This window comes from Streptomyces sp. NPDC104309 (assembly GCF_055584025.1).
In genome coordinates this window covers 56,403-76,794 of sequence record NZ_JBVJMV010000039.1, presented here as the reverse complement: position 1 = coordinate 76,794, position 20,392 = coordinate 56,403, and the positions used below count along the sequence as shown (strand labels likewise).

Genomic DNA, 20,392 nt, shown 5'->3' with positions numbered 1-20,392 from the left:
CGGGGGGGTTGCGTGGCGTTCCTGCGGCCTGGGTCGACGTGGGGTGCCTGCCCGCGGCGGCGCCCCCGCGCCCCGCCCCCCCGCCCCCCCCCCCCCCCCCCGGGGGGGGGGGGGGCGCGCCCCCCCCCCCCCCCCCGCCCCCGTCGGGTGGGGGGTCCGCGGGTCAGCAGCTCAGGTTGGAACCGGGGGTGGTGCCGAGGATCTGGACGAACGCCTGGTAGCGGTCGATACGGCTCTGGACCTGGGCGGGGTTGCCGCCGTTGCACTCCAGGGAACCGTTGATGGAGCGGATGGTCTCGCCGAATCCGGCGCCGTTCACCATGGCGTTGTGGGCGGTCATGGTGCCGGGTCCGTTCTGGGTGTTCCAGTACCAGAGCCCGGTCTTCCAGGCGACCGAGGCGTTCTGCTCGACCAGGTACGGGTTGCCCAGCAGGTCGATGCCGAGCGCGTCACCGGCGGCCTTGTAGTTGAAGTTCCAGCTGAGCTGGATCGGGCCGCGGCCGTAGTAGGCGGCCTGGCCGGCCGGGCAGCCGTAGGGCTGGCTGCTGTCGCAGTAGTGCGGGTAGTTGGCGGTGTTCTGCTCGACCACGTACACCAGACCGCCCGTCTCGTGGCTGACGTTGGCGAGGAACGCCGCCGCCTCCTGGCGCTTGACGGTGTCGCTGCCGGTGTTCGCGAAGCCCGGGTAGGCGCTCAGGGCCGCGGTCAGTCCGCCGTACGTGTAGAACGGATTCCGGTTCGGGAACATCTGGTTGAACTGCGTCTCGCTGACGACGAAACCGGACGGGGTGCCCGGATCCGTACCGCCACCGCCACAGCTGCCCTGGTCCGCCCAGACGTCGGAGCTGCCGGGGGTCTCGTTCTGGGTCCACCACTTGGCGGTCCAGTTGTGCCCGTTGTAGGAGGCCGTTCCGCCGCCGGTGTAGACGGCCGAGGAGTTCCAGGGTGCCGCGCAGTCGGCAGCCGCGGCGGTGGTGGCGGGAAGGACGACAAGCATCGCGACGACCGCGCCCAGCGCGGCGAGCAGGCCCATGATGCGTCTGATCACGTGATCACTCCTTCGGCGCGGTGCACCGGCTGGACGGTGCGCCGCCATGGGGGGTTGACGGTCACTCAAGCGCCGCTGGTCTGAACCTGTCAAGGTCTAGACCAAGACAGTGAAGGCTTCTCGAAGGAGTGCTCGGGAGCGAGGTGGCGAGACCTTCGCACCATCGGACCCGCCCCCAACAGGAGCAATTACGGGCGGGATTGGTCCGGATCATGGCCCGGAACGCTGGACGGGCCCGAAAGTAAAACCTTCGGGCCCGTCCAGCATGCGGAACATCCAACTGGTCGGCCGGTCAGCGACCACCACTGCTCGCGGACCCGTCCAGCGCGTCGAGCCAGCCGACGAGTCGGGCTCCCTCACGGGTCATGATCTCCGGATCGCGCAGCGCACTGGAGAGCAGCGACATGCCCTGATAGGCGCCGACGAGCGCCAGCGAGAGACCCTCGGGATCGGGCGCCCCCATTTCGCGGAACTGCCGCTCCACCCAGCCCAGCAGCTGCCGTACGACGTGGCCCGCCGCGAGGTCGAGGCCGCCCTCGGCGCGCTTGTCGAGCTCCACGGCGAGGGTGCCGGTGGGGCAGCCGTAACGGGCCGCGACCTCGCGCCGGCTCACCCACGCGTCCACCAGACCCTTGAGACGTTCGCGCGGGTCGGGGAGCTGGTCGAGGCGGCCGGTGAGGGCCTCCAGGTGCCTGGTGTGCTCGGAGAGGGCGGCCTCGACCAACTCCCCCTTGGTCTTGAAGTAGTAGTACACGTTGCCCGTCGGGACATCGGCGGCCTGGGCGATGTCGGCGATGGTCGTGCGCTCCACGCCCTGCTCGTGCAGAACCCGGGCGGCGGCGGCCGTCAGCCGCTGCCGCTTGTCGGCGGCCTTGGCCCGAGGGCGCCGGGAATCCATTGAGTCAGTCACCCGACTAACTATAGACAGCGCCCGGTCCGGCCGTGCTAGCGTCCTGCCATCGAAGTAAGTCAGTCAACTGACTCACTCGCTTCGACGACTCGTTCCACCGAGTCATTCCACCGACTCGTTTCACCGAGTCATTCCACCGACTCGTTTCACCGAGTCATTCCACCGACTCGTTTCACCGAGTCATTTCACCGAGTCATTTCCAACGAAGGAGACCGGCATGATCGTGGTGACAGGCGCGACGGGGAACGTCGGGCGGGAACTGGTGCGGATCCTCACCGATGCCCAGGTGCCGGTGACCGCCGCGGCCCGGCGCATCACCGACGCCGACGTACCGCCGGGGGTGCGGGCGGTGGCCGCCGATCTGGCCGAACCGGCCGGTCTGCGGGGCGCGTTCGACGGGGCCGGGGCGCTGTTCCTGCTGGTGGCGGGCGACGATCCGCACGGCATCCTGGAGGTGGCGAAGGCCGCCGGGGTGCGCAAGGTGGTGCTGCTGTCCTCGCAGGGTGCGGGAACCCGCCCCCAGGCGTACCGGCATCCGCTGCTGTTCGAAACGGCGGTGCGGGAGTCCGGGCTCGACTGGACGGTCCTGCGGTCGGGCGGGATGGCCACCAACGCCCTCGCCTGGGCCGAGTCGATCCGCGAGCGGCGGGAGGCCGCGGCGCCGTTCGCCGATGTCGGCCTGCCCTTCGTCGACCCGGTGGATGTGGCGGCGGTCGCCGCCGTCGTCCTGCGCGAGGACACTCACCCGGGCGCCACGTACACCCTGACCGGCCCGGCCGCGACCTCCCCACGCGAGCGGGCGGCGGCGATCGCCGCCGCGCTGGGCGAACCGGTGCGGTTCACCGAGCAGACCCGCGAGGAGGCCCATGCGCTGATGGCACGGTTCATGCCGCTTCCCGTGGTCGAGGGAACGCTGGCCATCCTGGGCGAACCCACGGACGACGAGCAGCGGGTGAGCCCCGACGTCGAGTGCGTTCTGGGCCGGGCGCCGGGCACCTTCGCCGCCTGGGCCGCACGCGCTGCCACGACCTTCCGCTGAGCGCTCCGGCCGGCGCGCGAAGCACGGCGGCCTCGGCCGGGCCGTCCCAGGCCGGGCCGTCCCGGGTCGGCCACGGTTCGGCGCGGCGCGATCAGGGAGATTCGGCTTGGTTCGGCCGTCAGCAGGACAGCCGGGAGCCCGGCGACGTGGCCAGAACGTGATCCGCACGCACGGACATCTCGTGCGCGACGCCGAAGGGGCTGCGGATCTGCGGCAAGGACTGACGTGCGGCTCCGGCGGGAGAAGCCGGAGCGATCAGGCGAGGTCCCCCATCCACACCCGTCGGCCCAGTTCGTCCAGCTCGGTCTTGAGCCGACGGCACTCCGGCAGTGCCCTGCCCAGCAGTCGCCAGTACTCGGGGCCGTGCCCGGCCACCCGGACATGGGCCAGCTCGTGCGCCACCACATAATCCACGAGATGGATCGGCAATTGGAAGACCGCCCAATGCAGGGAGATCACCCCGTTGCCGTCCGCACCGGACCGATAGCTTCCCCAACGATGTCCCAGGTCCCGCACCCGTACCGCCGGCTCGGGGACGTCCATCCGGGCGGCCCAGGGCTGCAGACGTCCTCGCATCCAACGCTGCCCCGCCCGGCTGTACCAGTCCGCGATCGCCTTGCGCGCGAGCACCGGATCGGCTGCGACCGTGCTGTCCAGCCGCAGCCTTCCGGCGACAAGACGAACAGCGGGGGCCGGGCCTTCTTCCCGCCTGTTGTCGACGATGAGCAGCCGATGGTCCCGCCCCAAGTACCGGTGGATCTCGCCGTCTCTGAGAGACCGCGTGGGATGGAGTTGGCGCCGCTCTTCACTGAGCCGCGCCTTGGCCTCGATCCAGCTGGCGCTGGAGCGTACGAACTCTTCGGCCCGCCGGGCCCCGCACCCCTTGGGCACGTACAGGGTGAGCGACCCGTCCCGCTCGACCGTCAGGCCCAGACGTCGGCGGCGGAGACTGATCCTCACCATCAGCTCCCGCCCGTCGACGACCAGGGCCCCGTCCTCGGTGAGCGCGGGCTCGCCGAGGGGGGACGCGGGGTCAGGGAGCTGGGTGGACATGCGGCTATTCTCTCCGTGCCTCGGACCGGAAGGCCTCCAGGTGCTGCGTGGCGTACCCCGCGAGTGTCGAGGCGAGCCGGTTCACTTCCTTGCGCCCCTCACCTCCGTGCCGGTATCCGGCCGCGCGCAGCCGTGCGTAGAGGCACGCCTCCAGCCTCGCGACGTGCGCCGCGCCACCGCCAAAGGAAGCCAGCCGTACCCGGCTCGTGATCTCGTCGTACACCTCGGCCACGACGCGACGCAGTTCCTCCGGTGCCGGGTCGTCGAAGAGCTCGCTCTCCGCCAGTTTCTCTCCGAGAAGTACGTAGAGCCGCTGCTCCATCGGCGTCAGGTCAGCAACAGCGGGGTTGATCTCCTCGGCCTGCCGTGCCCGCTCGACCAGCGGGCCCAGCTCGCGGCTGATGGCGTCCCAGCGTCCGGCGAACTCTTCCAGCACCCTCTCCAGCTCTGCGGACAGCTGCCGGTACACCGCCCGGTCCTCCACCGCCTGCCGCTCCTCAAGGTGGTACCGCAGCCCCTGGATCTGTTCGGCCGCCGCCTCTCGGACCGGAAGCCTGCCGACCACCTCGTCGAAGTCGGGAGCGAGGATCGACACCGGCGGAATGGCCTGAGCCACCTCTTGCGCATCCAGATGATCGGCAATCAACGCGCGCACCTTGCGCCCGTAGCCACGCATCACGAAGCCACCGCCGGTGTCGTCTCGGTAGTGGCGGCGTACGCGCATCTGGAGCACACTCCACGCCCGCGCGTCGGGGAGGAACTTCAGGGCGCCCTCGTGTGGCAGAACACGGTCCACCGCACCCAGAAATGCGCCGAGCGTCCTGTCGAAATCAGCCCGCCGCGTGGGGTCCGAGAGAGCGAGCACCGCTTGGGCCAGTCCTGCTCTCGTCGTGAGACTGTCCGCGTCGATTCCCTCCGCCGCCAGGAACTCGCGGAACTCATCCGCCGTCCGGCCGAGCTCCGGCAGCTCGTCGGACATGTCGCGCAGTGAGTCGATGGCGCGCGGGTTGCCCTGGTAGGCGGCCAGGGTCACGGCCAGGTTGCTCAGTACGCCGTAGTAGTCGACCACCAGGCCCTCGGTCTTGCGGCGCGCGGGCCGGTTGACTCGGGCGATCGCCTGGAGCAGTTCGGCGTCGCGGATCGGCCGGTCCAGGTAGAGCGCCTGCTCGATGGGCGCATCGAAGCCGGTGAGCAGCATGGACTTCACGATGAGGAAGGCAACAGGCGGCGGATCGGCCGCCTCCTTGGTGCCCCAGACCAGATCACTCCAGGGGTTCATACCGCCGGTGGAACCAGCAGGAACGGGATTCGGCTCCGCCCGGGGGTTAACCGCCCAGGGGTTGTCCGGGGGCAGCTGGGGGAACGGCTGGAGGAACCGGGCGATGTGCTCGCGCTGGTTCTTCTCATCGGTCCACTCGCGCCACAGCCCGTCCTTCTGCTCCGAGCCCGCCGAGATCACGGGCACGAAGTCGATACGCCGCAGCAGCTCCTGAAACTGCCAGGCGCGCAGGAGAAGCGATTCCTCCAGGGTGTACGACTCCGGCGCCCGGCCTCTGAGGGATTCCCTTCGCCCGCTGCTGTCGAAGTCCTGGACTCGCAGCAGCAGTTCGGTCCGCGCGTCCCGCAGCGCGTTGCGGTAGATGACCGCGGCCCGCCTGCTGACGACCGCCACCTGGGCCTTGAACCCGCCGGTCAGCGGACCGGTGACGTAGTGCTCCAGCATGTTGGCCGCTTTGCGCCGGATCAGCGGGGCGGACTCGGCCACGGCGCGCTTGGACGGGGTGCCGTACTTCGCCCGCACCCGCGCCCGTTCGGCCTCTTCGAGCGGTTCGATGAGGTCCTCGAAGCACTCGTCCATGTGCTCCTTGCCGCGCACCTCGGCGGAGGTGGCCCGACCCTCGTAACGCACGGGCACGACGACCTTGTCGCGTTCCGCCTCGGCCATGCGGTAAGTGTCGAGGAATTCCGGCTCTCCGCCCGGTTCGGTGCTCGGCTCCAGTCCGAAGATGCGCCCGGTGTCGTTGAGCCTGCCCTCCATGAGCGGGGTGCCGGTGAAGCCGATCCTGGCCGCGTTGGGCAGGGCCTTGCGCAGGCAGGCGTGGAGGACGGAGGTGTGGGAGCGGTGGGCCTCGTCGACGAGGACGAGAACACGATCCGAGTCGCTGCACTCGGGGAAGATCCGTTCGGCCTTGCTCAGGGTCTTGGCGTCCGGCGCGGGATCGGCGACCTCCTGCGCGCTCTCGCCTGCCGCGACCTTCCGCCGTGCCGCTTCGAAGTCCTCCTCCAGCGCCCGGTCCTCGCCGCCCGCCGTGTCGCCCACCCCGTCCTTGCCGCCGACCAGATCACCCAGGAACTTCTGAATGGTCGCGAAGATGACCGCTCGCCCGCCGTCGTGTCCGGCCCGGCGCAGCATCTTCTCCAGGTCTGTCCGCGACTTCGCCTCACGCACGTCGGAGTCACTCAGCGCGACTGCCTTGCGCAGCTGCCGCTGGAGATCGGTGCGGTCGGTGACGGCAACAAGCGTGACGCCGTTCAGCTCGGGGTCCGGGCTCGCGTGCAGCCGCCGGGCGAGGAACTGCATCGTGAAGCTCTTGCCCGCACCCTGGGTGTGCCAGATGACACCGCCGCGCTCGTCGAGGTCCCCGCCCGTGACGCGTCGGCTGCGACGGGTACGCAGCCGCTCGACGATCTTCTCGGTCGCCCGGTACTGCTGATGCCGACAGACCACCTTCGCCGTCCTGGGCTCCATGGCCCGGCCCCGCTTCGCTCCGTCGCTCCTGTCGCCTCCGAGCGGCTTCTCGAAGACGTAGTGCCGCGCGATGTTGAGCAGATTGCCGGGCTTGAGGACGATCGCGGTCAGCTGCTGCTGGAGCGTGGGCTGCGCCTTGGCATCAAGGAGCCCCCAGCCGCGCAGCTCCTGTCGGAGGTACTCCGGTTTCTCGTAGTCCGATCCGATACTGCGCCACAGGGCGTAGTGCTCCTCGGAGGAGGAGTACGTCCCGAGGACGGCGTCCTTTCCGTCGGCCGCGACCAACAGCTGAACCGGCGCGAACAGATGTGGGACCCCCCGCAGCGCGCCCGGTCCCCTGCGGGTGTCGTCGTCCACCGGGCGCCCGGTGTAGGCGCGCAGGTCACGGATGGCCTTGCCCAGCGGATCCCGGACGTCCGGCGACTTGCACTCGACGACGACGAGCGGGATGCCGTTCACGAACAGCACGAGGTCCAGCACGGCCGGCTTGCCGTCCGCGTCACAGACCCGGAGTTGGTCGACGACGAGATAGTCGTTACGGGCCAGAACCTCATCCCGACTGCCCTCCAGAGCCTCATACGACCAGTCGACGAACGGCGTCTTGACGTCCCGGTCATCCGGTCCTGGATGCAGGACACCGTGCAGGAGGAGTTGGGTCGCGTCCCGATTGGCCTGCGGCAGGGACTGCGCGGATACGTGGCGTGCCGCGGCGCGCAGTTGATGGACGGCCGGGTCGGTGTGCGCGTCGTTGGTCATCCACGACGAGTACCGGCGCACGGCAGCCCGCAGCCGGGACTCCAGCAGTACGTCCCTGAAGTCGTCACGCTCCCCCGCTGCCTTCAGCCTGGCGCCCTCGATGTGCTGCCATCCCATCGCTTTGAGATGCTCCAGCAGCGGCCACTCCGCCTCGACCTGCTCGGTCGTGCCCTCGACCGCTTCGGCAGCCATCCCCCGCGCCTCCCCTGCGTACCGACGTACGTGTGAACCGTGCGAGGGTCCATTGTGCGTCAGGCATCGGACAGGGGTGCGGCCCAGGCCCCGCAACTGCGGTGCGGGGCCCGGGTGTCCGTGGTGTCGGTGATCTCGCCGGAACCGCCCGTCAGGCTCGGTCGCGGCTGGTGAGGGCGGCCTTGCGGCAGTCGGGCCGGCTCGCCTCCGGGGTGATCAGCGCGGCGGTCTCGTCGTCCAGCGCGTAGCAGAGCTGGGCGTGCAGGGCCTCCGCCTCGGCGGGCGTCAACCGCAGTGCCGCGTCGGCCTCGAAGGCCCCGTCACGGCGCAGCCAGAGGTCGATGGACAGCGACCCGTCCGCCTCCCGCCGCACGGGCTTGCTGGGCACCCGGCTGACACGTACCTGTTCTGCGCTCATCAGGCTGCCGCCTTCGTCGTCGTGAGCACCAGGCTGCCGACACTGTGCGCTTGGCCCACCCCCGCCACGACCACGATCCCGTCGAGCGCGAGCCGCATCGCGGTGCGGCGGGCACGGCGTGCGTCGTCGAGAGGGCAGGGGCGGGTAGGGGGGACAAGGTGGAGGGGATGGTGCGGGTACGGGGGTTGGGGCTGGGGCCACATGCCGGTTCGGGGCGCGGAGGCCGGTGCGGGCACGGGAGTGAGCGCGCGCAGGACGCGCGCCAGGGGCAGCAGGCTCAGGTGCACGAGTGTTCGTGGCTGGTGGGTGCGGATACGGTGGAACATGCTGACGCTCCTCAGAGGCGTTGGCCATGCCCCGGGGTGGTAATGACACCGCCGGGGCACTTCACATCCAGACGGTAACCACGCAGCTACCGCCCGCAACCAAAGGGTAGCGACAAAAGTGCTGCCGCATCAACGTTGATGCGCAACATGGCATATACGGTGGGGCGCACCGAGCGGCGGAGCCTCACCGAGGGCACGCTCCCCTTACACGAGATCGTCGAACTCGCCGGCCTTGGCTCCTGCCAGAAACGCCGCCAGCTTGGTCGAGGTTGTCCGGACGACCACACCGGGATCGTCGCTCTCCCTGACCAGGACACCGCCGTCGACAACGGCAACTTCGAGACAGTTGCCCGCCTGCTCCGAGAACGAGGACTTGCGCCACTGAATTTCCACGATCCTCAAGCTTTCATAGCTCGTGCAGCACCTTGCGAATGAAGTCACGCGAACGCCCAGGCTCCAGCGCACGCGTCTCCATACGATCCAACACGGCACGGTAGTTCGTCAGATGGGTCTCGGCATCGAGAAACGTGATGCTGTTCGGTACGTCGATCTGCACGGTATCCAGCTGCCGGACCGGCCCGCTCGCGTACATGGTCGAGCTCCCCGCACTGGGGAACCCGCCAGCGGCGAACGGAACGACGCGCAACGTCACTTCCTCCCGCTCCGAGTACTTCAGCAGATCGTCCAACTGCCGCCGTACGACCGCCCGGTCGCCGAAGAGCATCCGCAACGCGGCCTCGTGGAGGAGGAAGGAGCAGTCAGGCGGATTCGGCCGATCGAGCAGCGCACGGCGCCGCGTCCTGAAGTCCACTTGGAGGTCCATCGCCTCCGGGGTCAGCGGCGGGACCGCCTCCCCGAAGACGGCGCGGGCGTAGTCCTCGTGCTGCAACAGGCCGGGCAGATGCGTGATCTGCACGTGCCGCAGCGAGACCGCATGATGCTCCAACTCCACCAGGTCCAGCATGAACGAGGCGATCGAGTCCCGGAACTCGTCCCACCAGTTCGACCCGGCACGCTCCCGGGCCATGTCCGCCAGCGCATCCACGTAAGCACGGTCGGGGCAGGAGTAGTTGGAGGCCCACACGCGCACCCGGTCGGCGCTCACCCCGAATCGCGCGGACTCGGTATTGCTGATCGCGGTCTTGTCCACGCGGTGCAGCGCGGCAGCGTCGGTGAGGGAGAGCCCGACGTGCTCCCGCATCCGCCGCAGCTCAGCCCCGAGCCGCCGCTGACGGGCGGTGGGCGGCTTTCGGATGGGCATAGCTTCCCTTTCCTCTAGCCAGAGGCCAAGCCCGGCGTCCCTGCTTCGCGGGACCCTGGAAGCGGAGCCAGCCCTCCGAGCAATTCATCTGCAAGTGCACGCCACAGCGTGTGCAACCGATCGATCTCCATTACTCGCAAGCGGCGAGCCTCGCGGGCGATTTGTGCCACATCGACAAGACGCTGTTGTTCATGCAGCGGGGGGTGAGCAATTTCGTGCTCATCGTACTCGCGAGCGCTGATGTTCCGCTGCCCTACTTCCCGCAGGTTTCTAGAAACCCATGAACGGAACTCCGCACCACAAGTCCACAGGAAGGCATATTCAGGGAGCATCTTGGTCGGATCGATGCGAAACCTAACAAGATATCCGGCAAATGCACACAACCCATCAGAGGATCGGTATAGATACGATTTCCCAGTAGTGAATCCCGTACGCGCGATAAGCAAGTCACCTTCCGAGAGGAGGTACTGGCCAGCTGCATTCAGTGGGATGCTCGCTGCCCCAGAGTCAGCCGCGGAGAGAAAACCCCTTTCGTCAATATCAGTAATTCGGACGTATCGCGGCAAGTCCAACCGGTGCGGCACAGCAGCAGAGTTACTGCCGTACCCCCCACCATCGAGGCTCACATCTTTCATCTTGCTCAGCTCGTAGCTGAACCTGTGGCGATCCAACTCGCCATTGAGCACGCCATCCCACAATCCGTCTGTCTTCGTCAGAGCCAATTGATCCGCAGTGATTCGCTCTTGCGCTGCATTCAAGATCTCAACAATCCGACGCTGCTCAGCAACAGAAGGAACACGGATCACATAGGAAGCCAAGTCACTTCTGTTGAGTTTCGGAATGCCAGTCCTGCCAGAAACACTGTCAGCAAATAGAGAAAATCGCTCGCTTAGCAATTCTGCATGAAGATACTCTGGCAGGAGATTGACACTGGGACGCAAGGGGTACATGTCAGCCGAAGAAATACCCTCAAAATCCGCCAGGGCAACCTTTCTGAGCGCCGGTCGAATCTTACTCAACACTACGTCCCCGGGACGCACAATATACTTACCGCTTGACGCGCCTTGCGCTTCAGCAGTCTGCAGCTCAATGATCCGGCCAGTCCCCGATTCAACGTGATCAGGAGCCAACAAGGGCTGCTCGCGGTAAGGGAGCTCACCAGGGTCGACCTGACCAGTCGGCAATGTGACGATGTCTGTAAGTTTGCACTCGGACCAGCCCAGGGGCAGCTCAGCCGACATAACCCAGCTCCTCCAGGAACCCGTCCAGCCGCTTCGCCGCAGCCTCGCGGCGCGTCTCGATATCGCGCAGCGACACCAGGTACTTCCGCTCCCAGCCCAGGTATGTATCGATCAACTCCCGCCGCCGACGCACCACATGGCCCTCCAGCTTCGACGCCAAGTCGTCCCGGAGGATGCCGAGCACGATCTCGCGCGCACCCGCCTCGTCCAGCGCGTCGCGCACCTGGTGCAGACGAGGCGTGGGCCGCTCCTCGTCTGCAGCGGCGTCGGCGACCGTCACGTCCAGCGTCGTCTGCCCATCGGGGTCGGACTCCGCCGCCTTCGCCTTCTTCTTCCCGGCAGCGGCAAGGGCAGCGGCCTTCGCGACGCCCCCCATCCCGTCCAACGGATAAAACGCCTCCTCCAGCGCCTTCACCGCCTTGCCTGCCGCCGTCCGTTCCTTCTTCAGCTTCTTCAGGTCCGGCTCACTGAGCAACGCGTCCGCCACCGCCGGATCGAGAGCCGAAGCATCCTCAGAGGCCTCACCCTCGCCCTCCTCCGTAACGCCCGCCGCCGCAGCGGCCCTCGCGGCCTCCGCCTCCTCGGCCGCCTTCACCTTCACGTCCAGCTTGGCCTTGAGCTCGTCCGCCTCGGCCAGTTCGCGCAGGAAGTCCGGGGCGATCCGGGCCACGGCCTTGTGACCGTACGCCTGGCGTCGCTCCGCGCCCGACCGCTTGCGGGCGCCACCGGTCCACGGGTTGGGCTCCGGTTCCAGCATCGTTTCGACCGTGTCGACCCAGCCTTCGACGACGCCCTTGAAACCGTTGCCGGCCAGTGCCTTGAGTTCGTTCCTGGCGTCCTGCCACCACCCGGCGACCGCTCCCGCGAGCGCGTACCGGTCCAGCAGATCCACGCCGAGCAGCAGCTCACGGAACGAGGCGATCAGGTCGGCTCGCAGCCGGGCGAGCTGGGACCGCTTCTCGAACTCCGTGCGGTCGTCATCCTTGTAGGGAGCCAAAGAAGCGATCTGTTCCGTCTCCACCGCCCACCACTTGTCGAACGCCTCCCACAACTCCCGCTCCCGGCCCTCGGCCAGTGCGGTCAGCCGCCCGGCGTCCGGCCGCTCGTCCTCAGGAAGGAAGTCGACGTACGCGGAATCGGGCGTGCGCTCGGCGAACAGGTCCGTGATACCGACCCGGTACGCACCCAGCACCTCCGCCTTCTCGGCCTCGACGATCTCCGACTTCGGCACCCCGCCCGTCAGGTGCGCGCGTACGTCCTGCGGCTCGGGCGGCGGGGTGTTGTCCACATAGCGGCGGATGTTGAGGTTGTACGCGTTCCTCTTCAGCTCGTCCCGCTCCACCCACCGGGCGAACCGTGGCACGCCCGTACCGTCGCCCACCTCGTCGTGGAATGTGGAGACGATCTTTTCCACATGCTCCGGCAGCAGAATGTTCTGTGCTCGCTCGGAGTGGAACTCGCGGTCGGCGTTGATGAACAGGACCTTGTCCTGCCGGTCCTGGTGCTTCTGGCCCCTCGCCCGCAGCACCAGCACGCAGGCGGGGATGCCTGTGCCGTAGAAGATGTTGGACGGGAGGCCGATCACGGCCTCCAGCAGGTCGTCCTCGATGAGCCGGGCCCGGATGTCGCCCTCCGCGCCGCCGCGGAACAGCACGCCGTGCGGCATCACGGTGAAGACCGAGCCGCCCCGCCCCTCCACCATGTACAGCATGTGCTGGAGGAACATCAGGTCGGCCTTGCCCTTCTCCGACGTGTACCCGTACTTCATACGGCCGTCGAGGTCGGGCAGGTCGTCCGCGCTGTAGTCCATGGAGAAGGGCGGGTTGCTGAGCACCACGTCGTACGACTTGTCGGAGTGCAACGGGTTGGTGAGCGTGTCGCCGATCTTCAGGTCGAAGTCGCTGGCGCCGTGGAACAGCATGTTCATGGTGGCCATGACCCAGGAGCCGTTGTTGGCGTCCTGCCCCGCCAAGGCCAGGTCCTCGGTGTCGCCGCCGTGCTCCTCGATGTACTCCTTGGTGTGGATGAGCATTCCGCCGGAGCCGACGCACGGGTCGTACACATGGTGGCCGGCGTGCGGGCGTGCCAGCTCAACCATCATCCGCACGACCGCACGCGGGGTGTAGAACTCGCCGCCCTTGGCGCCCGCCGAGTCGGCGAAGTCCTTCAGCAGGTACTCGTACGCGGCCCCGATGACGTCCGGGAACTCGAAGTCCTCACCCCGCAGCCGCAGACTCCCGAAATGGCCGATGAGCGCAGAGAGCCGCTTGTCCGCGAGCTTGGCCGCCGACGTTCCGGTGCCGCCGCCTCCGCCGATCCGGTTGAAGTTCACATGCCCGAAGAGGCCGCGGAGCCCCTCGTTGCCCTTCTGGCCCTCCAGGACATCGAGCGCGGGCTGGAGGTAGCTCGTCGCCACGTCGTCCACCGCGCCGGCCAGCCGTCCCCAGCGTGCCAATGCAGGGACGTACATGATCCTGTCGGCCGTGTAGCGGTTGGGCTCGTCCGCCTCCTCCTCGGCCTCCTCCCGGCTCACACCCTGCGCCATCTCTTCGGCGATGATCCGGTCACGGGCGGCGTCGAACTCGTCGTTCACCCGCTTCAGGAACAGCAGCACCAGCAGGAAGTCGCGGTACTCGGCGGCGTCCATGGTGCCGCGCAGGATGTCCGCCGCGGCGAAGAGGTGACGCTCCAGTTGATCGAGCGTGAGCTTGGCCACGGACGGACTCCCAGATGGTGTGATGCTGTGCTGGCGGAGAAGCGGCGGAAGCAGGCGGTGGGCCGCCCGGCCGGTTGAGGACGTACCCCGATGCAGCCTAATAGCCGCTGAGGAGCAGTCCGTCCTCAACGAAACACCAGACATCGGTGTACGGGTCCCACTTCTCGGGATTGACCGGGCGCTGAGCGGCATTGATCTTCTGAGCGAACTTTTTGGCGGACGCGTAACGCTGTCCGTCGACGCTCAGCACCTGTTCCTCGCGCATGTGCTTCGACTGCTGCTCGGAGACGGTGCGTACCTGCCGTCCGTACGTCGCCGCGAAGCCGGGGCGCGACCGCAGGCGGCTGTTGGCGTCCGAGCAGACACCGCCGAAGCTGCTGGTGTAGTTCGTGTAGTGCAGGAGCCGCCAGAGTTCGAAGCAGGGGTGCGAGTAGGCGATCTTGACCCCTTCCTTGTCCGCGAGCTGCCTGGCCTCGGTGATGTTCAGGTGGTCGTCGCGGTCGAAGAGCACCCACACCTGGGGCCAGTTCCAGTCGTCGTCCTGCTTCAGTCCGGCGTCCCTGGCCTCCCGCTCGACCTTGCGCAGGGTGCGGACGGCGTCCTTGACCATGGCGTACGGCTTGCGGTGCTTGCCTACGGCGTTCTCGTTCTCGAAGTGGTAATCGACGCTGCGGCCCGGCGTGGCCGGGGTGCCCTTCTTCACGATGATGTCGATGTACTCGGGCTCGGTGACCTCGCCCTCGGTGAAGATGTACACCTGGCGGGCACGGTTCTTGCGGCCCTTCGCGCCGCCCTTCTTCCGGGAAACGCTGTCCCCTCCCCTTGGCCTCGCCATCAGAACTCTTCCGCCTCCATCCGAGCCAAGTCGTCCGTCCGCATCAGCCGTCGCCCGATCTGGCCCTCGGAGACCTTCGGCACCGCGCCGAAGGACCCCGCGAGATACGACGCCATCAGGTCTTCCTCGTCCGTGGGATCCCAGTCGGCGACGGACGACAGTTCCGTCGCGCCACGCTCGTCCTTCTCGGTGAGCCACAGCTGTCCCGGCTCCAGGAGCCGGCCGCCGCCCGGTGTCCGCAACAGAGAGGGATCGTGCCCGGTGAAGATCAGCTGCGCACCCTTCGGATTCACCCAGGGGGCCTGGAAGAGACGTACGACCTCTGCTGCGAAGCGCGAGTGCAGGCTGGCGTCCAGCTCGTCGATGAGCAGCACCGCGCCGGTGTCGAGGGCGAGCAGGAGCGGACCGATCAACGCGAACCAGGAGCGTGTGCCCCAGGACTCCGAGGCCCAGTCCAGCGCTGTCCGTTCACCATCGCCCGCGTGGATCAGCCGTACCACGGGTCGTCCGGACGACGACTGCTCGACTTCCACGCCCGCGATACCGAGATCGGCCACCTTCAGCAGTTCCTCGGCCCTGCGCTGGAAATCCTCGCTCCGCAGCAGCTGCATGGCCGTGTAGTCCTCGCGCTGAGTGCGCTCGGTCTCGGGGGTGACGTCCCAGAGGTTGTTCTTGAACCAGTCGAAGATCGGCGTGAGTTGTTCGTGCCCGTCGTTGGCGGCGCGGGTCAGAAGGAGGGCGTCCGGCCGCGTCGTACGGGCGAGACGCGTGCGGTCGTGGAGCCGTTCGCCGGGGAATTCGAAGTCCTTTTCACGGCTGGCGTCCCTCTCGAACCACACCTGTCGCCGGCCCTTGGGGTAGGCGTAGAGCCATTCCGCCTCGACCCGCCGCGCGCCCAGCTCGAATCCGTACGTCCAGCGGACACCATCGTCAAGGACGAAGTCCGCCTCGTACAAGGAGGTCTCCGTCGCGGCCTTGGGGTCCAGGGCGAACTCGTCACGGGGGATGCCGTCGTAGGACGTCCATTCGGCGTAGGAGCGCAGGACCGCATGCCGCATGTTCTTCAGCGCGGCGATCACATTCGACTTACCGGAGGCGTTGGCTCCGAAGACGGCGACAACGGTGTGGACAGGGAGTCGGTTGCCGTCGGAGAGGACTAGTTCGCGTGCTGCGGCGTGTTCCCTCTCGCTCCCGTCGGGCACGACGAACGACAGTTCCTGCTCGTCGCGCAGGGACCGGACGTTCGCCACCCGGAATCTCAGCAGCATCCTGTCTCCTTCATGGCGGACAGACTAGTCACACCATCCAGCCCGTGGGGCAGGTGCGCAGCGGCGGCCGACACTTCATGCCTGTCGGCCGCCGCTGCGGTGTTCCCTACAGGAAGGAGTTGATCTCGATCGTCTCGGTGCGGCCGGGGCCGACACCGATCGCGGAGATCGGGGCGCCGGACATGTCCTCCAGCGCCTTCACGTACGCCTGCGCGTTCTTCGGCAGATCGGCGAAGGTCTTGGCCTTCGTGATGTCCTCGGACCAGCCCGGCAGCATCTCGTAGACCGGCTTCGCGTGGTGGAAGTCGGTCTGGCTGTACGGGAGTTCCTCGACGCGCTTGCCGTCGATCTCGTACGCGACGCACACCGGGATCTGCTCCCAGCCGGTCAGCACGTCCAGCTTGGTGAGGAAGAAGTCGGTGAGACCGTTGACCCGGGTCGCGTACCGCGCGATCACCGCGTCGAACCAGCCGCAGCGACGGTCACGGCCGGTGGTGACACCACGCTCGCCGCCGATCCGGCGCAGCGCCTCGCCGTCCTCGTCGAGCAGCTCCGTCGGGAACGGGCCCGCGCCGACGCGGGTGGTGTACGCCTTGAGGATGCCGATGACCCGGCTGATCTTCGTCGGGCCCACGCCGGAACCGGTGCAGGCGCCGCCCGCGGTCGGGTTCGACGAGGTGACGAAGGGGTACGTGCCGTGGTCGACGTCGAGCAGCGTGCCCTGACCGCCCTCGAAGAGGACGACCTTGCCCTCGTCGATGGCGTTGTTCAGGACAAGGGTCGTGTCGGCGATGTAGGGCTTGATCTGCTCCGCGTACTGGAGCATCTCCTCGACGATCTTGCCGGACTCGATGGCGCGCCGGTTGAAGACCTTGGCGAGGAGCTGGTTCTTCTGCTCCAGGGCCGCCTCGACCTTCTGCTCCAGGATCGACTCGTCGTAGAGGTCCTGGACCCGGATGCCCACACGGTTGATCTTGTCGGCGTACGTCGGGCCGATGCCGCGGCCGGTCGTGCCGATCTTGCGCTTCCCGAGGAACCGTTCCGTCACCTTGTCGACGGTGACGTTGTACGGGGTGATCAAATGGGCATTACCGCTGATCAGCAGCTTGGACGTGTCCACGCCGCGGTCGTTCAGCCCACTCAGCTCGGAGAGCAGGACGGCCGGGTCGACGACGACACCGTTTCCGATGACCGGGGTGCACCCCGGCGAAAGGATTCCGGAGGGGAGGAGATGAAGTGCGTACTTCTGGTCGCCGACGACCACCGTGTGGCCGGCATTGTTGCCGCCTTGGTAGCGCACCACATAGTCCACGGATCCACCGAGGAGGTCGGTGGCCTTTCCCTTGCCCTCGTCACCCCACTGAGCACCGAGCAGCACAAGTGCGGGCACAGGCGTACACCCCTTCCGGGCGGGGCATGTCCAAGGTCAGGGGGCGTACGTAAACGTCGTACATGCCGTACGTCGTTGTACGGCAATGCCTGAACCGTCGAACCGGTTGCCCCGGAATAGACGAAGCCCCTGGCGCAATAGCGCAAGGGGCTCTTGCACCAAGATGCTACCCGAGGAAGGACCGAGGTGTCGGCTGCCCAGCCCCCCGGCGACGGTACGCACCAGCTGCTGGTGGTCATCGACCCGGTGGCCCGCCGGACCGACGGCGAGTCCGTCCGTATCGCGAAGGACGTGCTGAGCGCCGGTTCGCACGCCAAGATCTGCCTGCCCGACGGCCCCGAGGAGTTCGCGCGGGCCTTGTCCCGCCGGGGCGGTCGGCGCCCGGTGGTGGTCGGCGACGACCGGGCGCTGCGGCGGGCGGTGTCCCTGCTGCACCGGGAGCGCGAGCCTGCCCAGGCCGCCCTCTCGCTGATCCCGGTCGGCGCCTCGGCCGCGCTGGAACTCGCCCGGTCGCTCGGCGTGCCGCTGGGCGCGGTGGCGGCGGCGCGCACCGCGCTGGACGGTGCGGTGCGCAGACTGGACCTGCTGGTCGACGACAGCGACGGCGTGGTCCTGGGGGCGCTGCACATCCCGGCCCTGAGCACGCTGCCGGGCGCGGTGGCCGCCCATACGGGGGTCACGGCGGTCTGGGACACCTGCCGCTCCCTGGTCCGCACGCTGGTGCGCCCCACCCCGCAGACGCCGCCCGCCCCGCAGCAGACGCACCGGCTGCGGGTGGAGGCGGACGGCGTCCTGCTGAACGATCTGGACCGCCCGGTCGAGTCGGTCACGGTGACCTCGCAGGGCGGCGACGGGGGCCTCGCGGAGGTGGTGATCCGCCCTCCGGCGGCCGAACCGGTCACGGCGGAGGCGAAGGCCGTCACGGTCTCGGGCGCGGACTTCCGCTACCGGGCGGACATACAGGTCGCCGGCCCGGTCCGGACGAGGACCTGGACGGTACGGGCGGGCGCCTGGGGGCTGATGCTGCCGACGGGCGAGGGGTAGCCTCCGAGCGGGCCGGGCGGAGGGGTGGGGCTGGAGATGTCGGACAGTTCAGGTGATGCGGACAGACCTGGGGTGGACACGGAGGCGGGTCGGGAGGCCTCGGCCGCGCTGAACCTGCCGGGGACGGCGGACGCGTTGGAGCGGTACCGGGCCTCGGCCTGGCGCTTGTTCGGTGGCGGCGCGGCGGGGTTGTGCTCGGCGGTGTTCTGCGCGGTGTTCATCGTCGGGTGGTCCATGTTTCCGGCGTTCGGCGGGCTGGGCGGGGCGCTGCTGGTGGGCGGGGCCGTGGTGAGGCACCGGGCACGGCGGATGCGCCGGGTGCTCGGCGCCGGGCCGTGGGTGGCCCACACCTCGGTCGCCCTGCAACGTGGCAGCAGCGGGGCTGTCGTGGTGCTGGGCGGACCGGAACCGGGTGAGCTGCTTCCGCTGGCACCGTCCACCGCTCAGTGGCGCTTCCACCTGCTGAACGGACCTGGCGGGGTGCTGTGGTGGTGCGGCGATGCCCGTACAGGGGGTGTGCTGTCTCCACCGGGCGGTACGGAACTGATCTGGGCCAGACCGGTACGAGGCCGTCGGTCGCGCTCGATCGCGGCCCATCCGCAGGTCAGCGGCCTGGGCACGCGCCCGGCCCCGCGTGGGCCGCAGACCGCGCCGGAGGTTGCGGCCGTGGTCGGGGCGCCGATGGTGGCGGCCCCGGCGATGGAGACGCGGAGGCGGCGCCCCTGGTGGCGGGGGATCTTCCGCTGGGTGTCCGTCGCCGGCTGCCTCCTGGTGGCGCTCGCCACCGGCTGGTCGGTGGCGTCCGACGACGACCCGCGGGTCGACCTGACGGTGATCGGTGAGCTCGGTGACGGCCGCTGCGTCGTCCGGTGGACCGACCCCTACGGAGGGCGGACGCGTACGGGGCCGTTCCACTGCGCCCCGTACCGGGGCTCCGTCGAGGGCTACGAGAGCGGCTTCGTCGTCTCGTACCCGCCGTTCAAGGGCGATCTGTACGACGCGGAGCTGCGTGGCACCCCGGCTTTCACCGTGACGGACGGCGTCGGGTTCAGTGGGCTGGCGCTCCTCGCGGTCGGCGTCGTCGGCGGTGCGGTCCGGCTGGTCGCCGTACGGGGGCGAAGGCCGCAGGGCGGGAGGCCGCCGGCGTACGCACTGCCCGACCGGCCGTGGGTGCGTACGGAACCGAGCACCGGACCGGACGACCGGTCGTGGGTGCGTACAGACCCGGACGCCGGACCCGACGACCGGCCGTGGGTGCGTACAGACCCGGACGCCGGACCCGACGACCGGCCGTGGGTGCGTACAGACCCGGACGCCGGACCCGACGACCAGCCATCGACACGTACAGACCCCGACGCCGGACCGGACGACCGACCCGGCACGAAGTCCGCGCAGCCCGCGCCCGCCACCTACACCGCGTTCGCCGCCGTGGCGGAACGACAGGCCGGGCTGCGGGGCCCGGACCCGGTGGAGCCGCGGGCAGTGGGCGATGTGCGGTTGGGGCAGAAGGTGATCTGGTGGCGGGTGCCCATGCTGCGGTACGTCGCCGGAACCGCGGAGCCCCTGTGGCTCCTGGGGTACGCGAGCGCCATCGCCGTACTGTGCTGGGTCCTGGGCGCCAACATCGTGCCGGAACTGCTCCGGGGGCTGGCCGAGCTGAGCGGGGTCCTGGGGCTCTTCTTCGCCTGGCGGACGATCGGCTCCGGCATCCCGCTCGCGCGCCGGATGGCCCGTGCAGTGGTCGCTCCCGAAACCCGGACCCTGCGATACGCCCTGCTGTACGACGTGTCCAGCGCGACCGCCGGGCCCGTGCTCGTGCTCTTCCCTGCCGAAGGGGTGGCCGGAGAGACGGGCGCCGGGACGGGCGCAGAGGCGGCCGAGAAGGTCGACGACCCTCTGCCGGAGGGGCTGCTGCGGCTCCTGCCACCCGGGCCGGACAAGCACCCCTGGGCCGGGCTGCCCGCGCCGACCGGCACCGCGGAACTGCGCGGCCGGCTCGACGGGCAGCCGTTGGTCGTCGCCTGGATCGAGGGGCGCCCGTACTGGCCGAAGGGCCTGTACGAGGACATCGACCCCTCCGACCCCGGTGCCCTCGACGTCCTGGCGGAGCTGGTCCCCGGCCCGGTGTGACGGGCACCGGCCCGCA

16 protein-coding genes are annotated in these 20,392 nt (G+C 68.8%); 3 read left to right on the top strand and 13 right to left on the bottom strand.

What is annotated here, in order from left to right; all coding sequences use genetic code 11:
* Positions 1 to 163: 163 nt before the first annotated feature.
* A complete protein-coding gene (locus ACZ68L_RS36615) occupies positions 164 to 1,048 on the bottom strand; it encodes a glycoside hydrolase family 19 protein (RefSeq protein WP_469586250.1) in 885 nt (294 codons plus the stop codon).
* A 292-nt stretch (positions 1,049 to 1,340) separates the two neighbouring features.
* A complete protein-coding gene (locus tag ACZ68L_RS36610) occupies positions 1,341 to 1,958 on the bottom strand; it encodes a TetR/AcrR family transcriptional regulator (protein WP_469586247.1) in 618 nt (205 codons plus the stop codon).
* A 217-nt stretch (positions 1,959 to 2,175) separates the two neighbouring features.
* Here ACZ68L_RS36610 and ACZ68L_RS36605 point away from each other — a divergent pair, with 217 nt between their 5' ends.
* Positions 2,176 to 2,997 (top strand): SDR family oxidoreductase, encoded by an 822-nt coding sequence (locus tag ACZ68L_RS36605; RefSeq protein ID WP_469586244.1) that lies wholly within the window; start codon positions 2,176 to 2,178, stop codon positions 2,995 to 2,997.
* Positions 2,998 to 3,252: 255 nt separating this feature from the next.
* On the opposite strand, the gene ACZ68L_RS36600 is transcribed toward ACZ68L_RS36605, so the two are convergent.
* The 11 genes from ACZ68L_RS36600 to ACZ68L_RS36550 form a co-directional block, all read right to left on the bottom strand.
* Positions 3,253 to 4,050 (bottom strand): M48 family metallopeptidase, encoded by a 798-nt coding sequence (locus tag ACZ68L_RS36600; RefSeq protein ID WP_469586241.1) that lies wholly within the window; start codon positions 4,048 to 4,050, stop codon positions 3,253 to 3,255.
* Positions 4,051 to 4,054: 4 nt separating this feature from the next.
* Positions 4,055 to 7,747, bottom strand: coding sequence for a type I restriction endonuclease subunit R (locus tag ACZ68L_RS36595; protein ID WP_469586239.1), 3,693 nt, complete (start codon positions 7,745 to 7,747; stop codon positions 4,055 to 4,057).
* A 151-nt stretch (positions 7,748 to 7,898) separates the two neighbouring features.
* Positions 7,899 to 8,165 (bottom strand): hypothetical protein, encoded by a 267-nt coding sequence (locus tag ACZ68L_RS36590; protein ID WP_469586236.1) that lies wholly within the window; start codon positions 8,163 to 8,165, stop codon positions 7,899 to 7,901.
* Positions 8,165 to 8,491 (bottom strand): hypothetical protein, encoded by a 327-nt coding sequence (locus ACZ68L_RS36585; RefSeq protein ID WP_469586233.1) that lies wholly within the window; start codon positions 8,489 to 8,491, stop codon positions 8,165 to 8,167. Before ACZ68L_RS36585 ends, ACZ68L_RS36590 begins: the two co-directional genes overlap by 1 nt.
* A gap of 204 nt (positions 8,492 to 8,695) precedes the next feature.
* Complete coding sequence (locus ACZ68L_RS36580) at positions 8,696 to 8,893, bottom strand: DUF397 domain-containing protein (protein ID WP_469586230.1); 198 nt, start codon at positions 8,891 to 8,893, stop codon at positions 8,696 to 8,698.
* Between the two features lie 4 nt (positions 8,894 to 8,897).
* Positions 8,898 to 9,752, bottom strand: coding sequence for a Scr1 family TA system antitoxin-like transcriptional regulator (locus ACZ68L_RS36575; protein ID WP_469586227.1), 855 nt, complete (start codon positions 9,750 to 9,752; stop codon positions 8,898 to 8,900).
* Positions 9,753 to 9,766: 14 nt separating this feature from the next.
* On the bottom strand, positions 9,767 to 10,993 hold the full coding sequence (locus tag ACZ68L_RS36570) for a restriction endonuclease subunit S (protein WP_469586224.1): 1,227 nt from the start codon (positions 10,991 to 10,993) through the stop codon (positions 9,767 to 9,769).
* Positions 10,983 to 13,709, bottom strand: a complete 2,727-nt coding sequence (locus tag ACZ68L_RS36565; protein ID WP_469586221.1) for a type I restriction-modification system subunit M — start codon at positions 13,707 to 13,709, stop codon at positions 10,983 to 10,985. The genes ACZ68L_RS36570 and ACZ68L_RS36565 overlap by 11 nt, the downstream gene beginning before the upstream one ends.
* A 97-nt stretch (positions 13,710 to 13,806) precedes the next feature.
* Positions 13,807 to 14,544 carry an RloB family protein gene (locus ACZ68L_RS36560; RefSeq protein ID WP_469586218.1) on the bottom strand — a complete coding sequence of 246 codons (738 nt, stop codon included), beginning with the start codon at positions 14,542 to 14,544 and terminating at the stop codon, positions 13,807 to 13,809.
* Positions 14,544 to 15,812 carry an AAA family ATPase gene (locus ACZ68L_RS36555; protein WP_469586215.1) on the bottom strand — a complete coding sequence of 423 codons (1,269 nt, stop codon included), beginning with the start codon at positions 15,810 to 15,812 and terminating at the stop codon, positions 14,544 to 14,546. Before ACZ68L_RS36555 ends, ACZ68L_RS36560 begins: the two co-directional genes overlap by 1 nt.
* 106 nt (positions 15,813 to 15,918) lie before the next feature.
* Positions 15,919 to 17,202, bottom strand: a complete 1,284-nt coding sequence (locus ACZ68L_RS36550) for an adenylosuccinate synthase (protein WP_469586212.1) — start codon at positions 17,200 to 17,202, stop codon at positions 15,919 to 15,921.
* 186 nt (positions 17,203 to 17,388) lie between these two features.
* Between ACZ68L_RS36550 and ACZ68L_RS36545 the strand changes: the two genes are divergently transcribed.
* Positions 17,389 to 18,246: a diacylglycerol kinase family protein gene (locus ACZ68L_RS36545; protein WP_469586209.1), complete on the top strand. Its 858-nt coding sequence runs from the start codon at positions 17,389 to 17,391 to the stop codon at positions 18,244 to 18,246.
* A gap of 72 nt (positions 18,247 to 18,318) precedes the next feature.
* Positions 18,319 to 20,376, top strand: coding sequence for a DNA polymerase III subunit gamma/tau domain-containing protein (locus ACZ68L_RS36540; protein ID WP_469586207.1), 2,058 nt, complete (start codon positions 18,319 to 18,321; stop codon positions 20,374 to 20,376).
* Positions 20,377 to 20,392 lie beyond the last annotated feature (16 nt).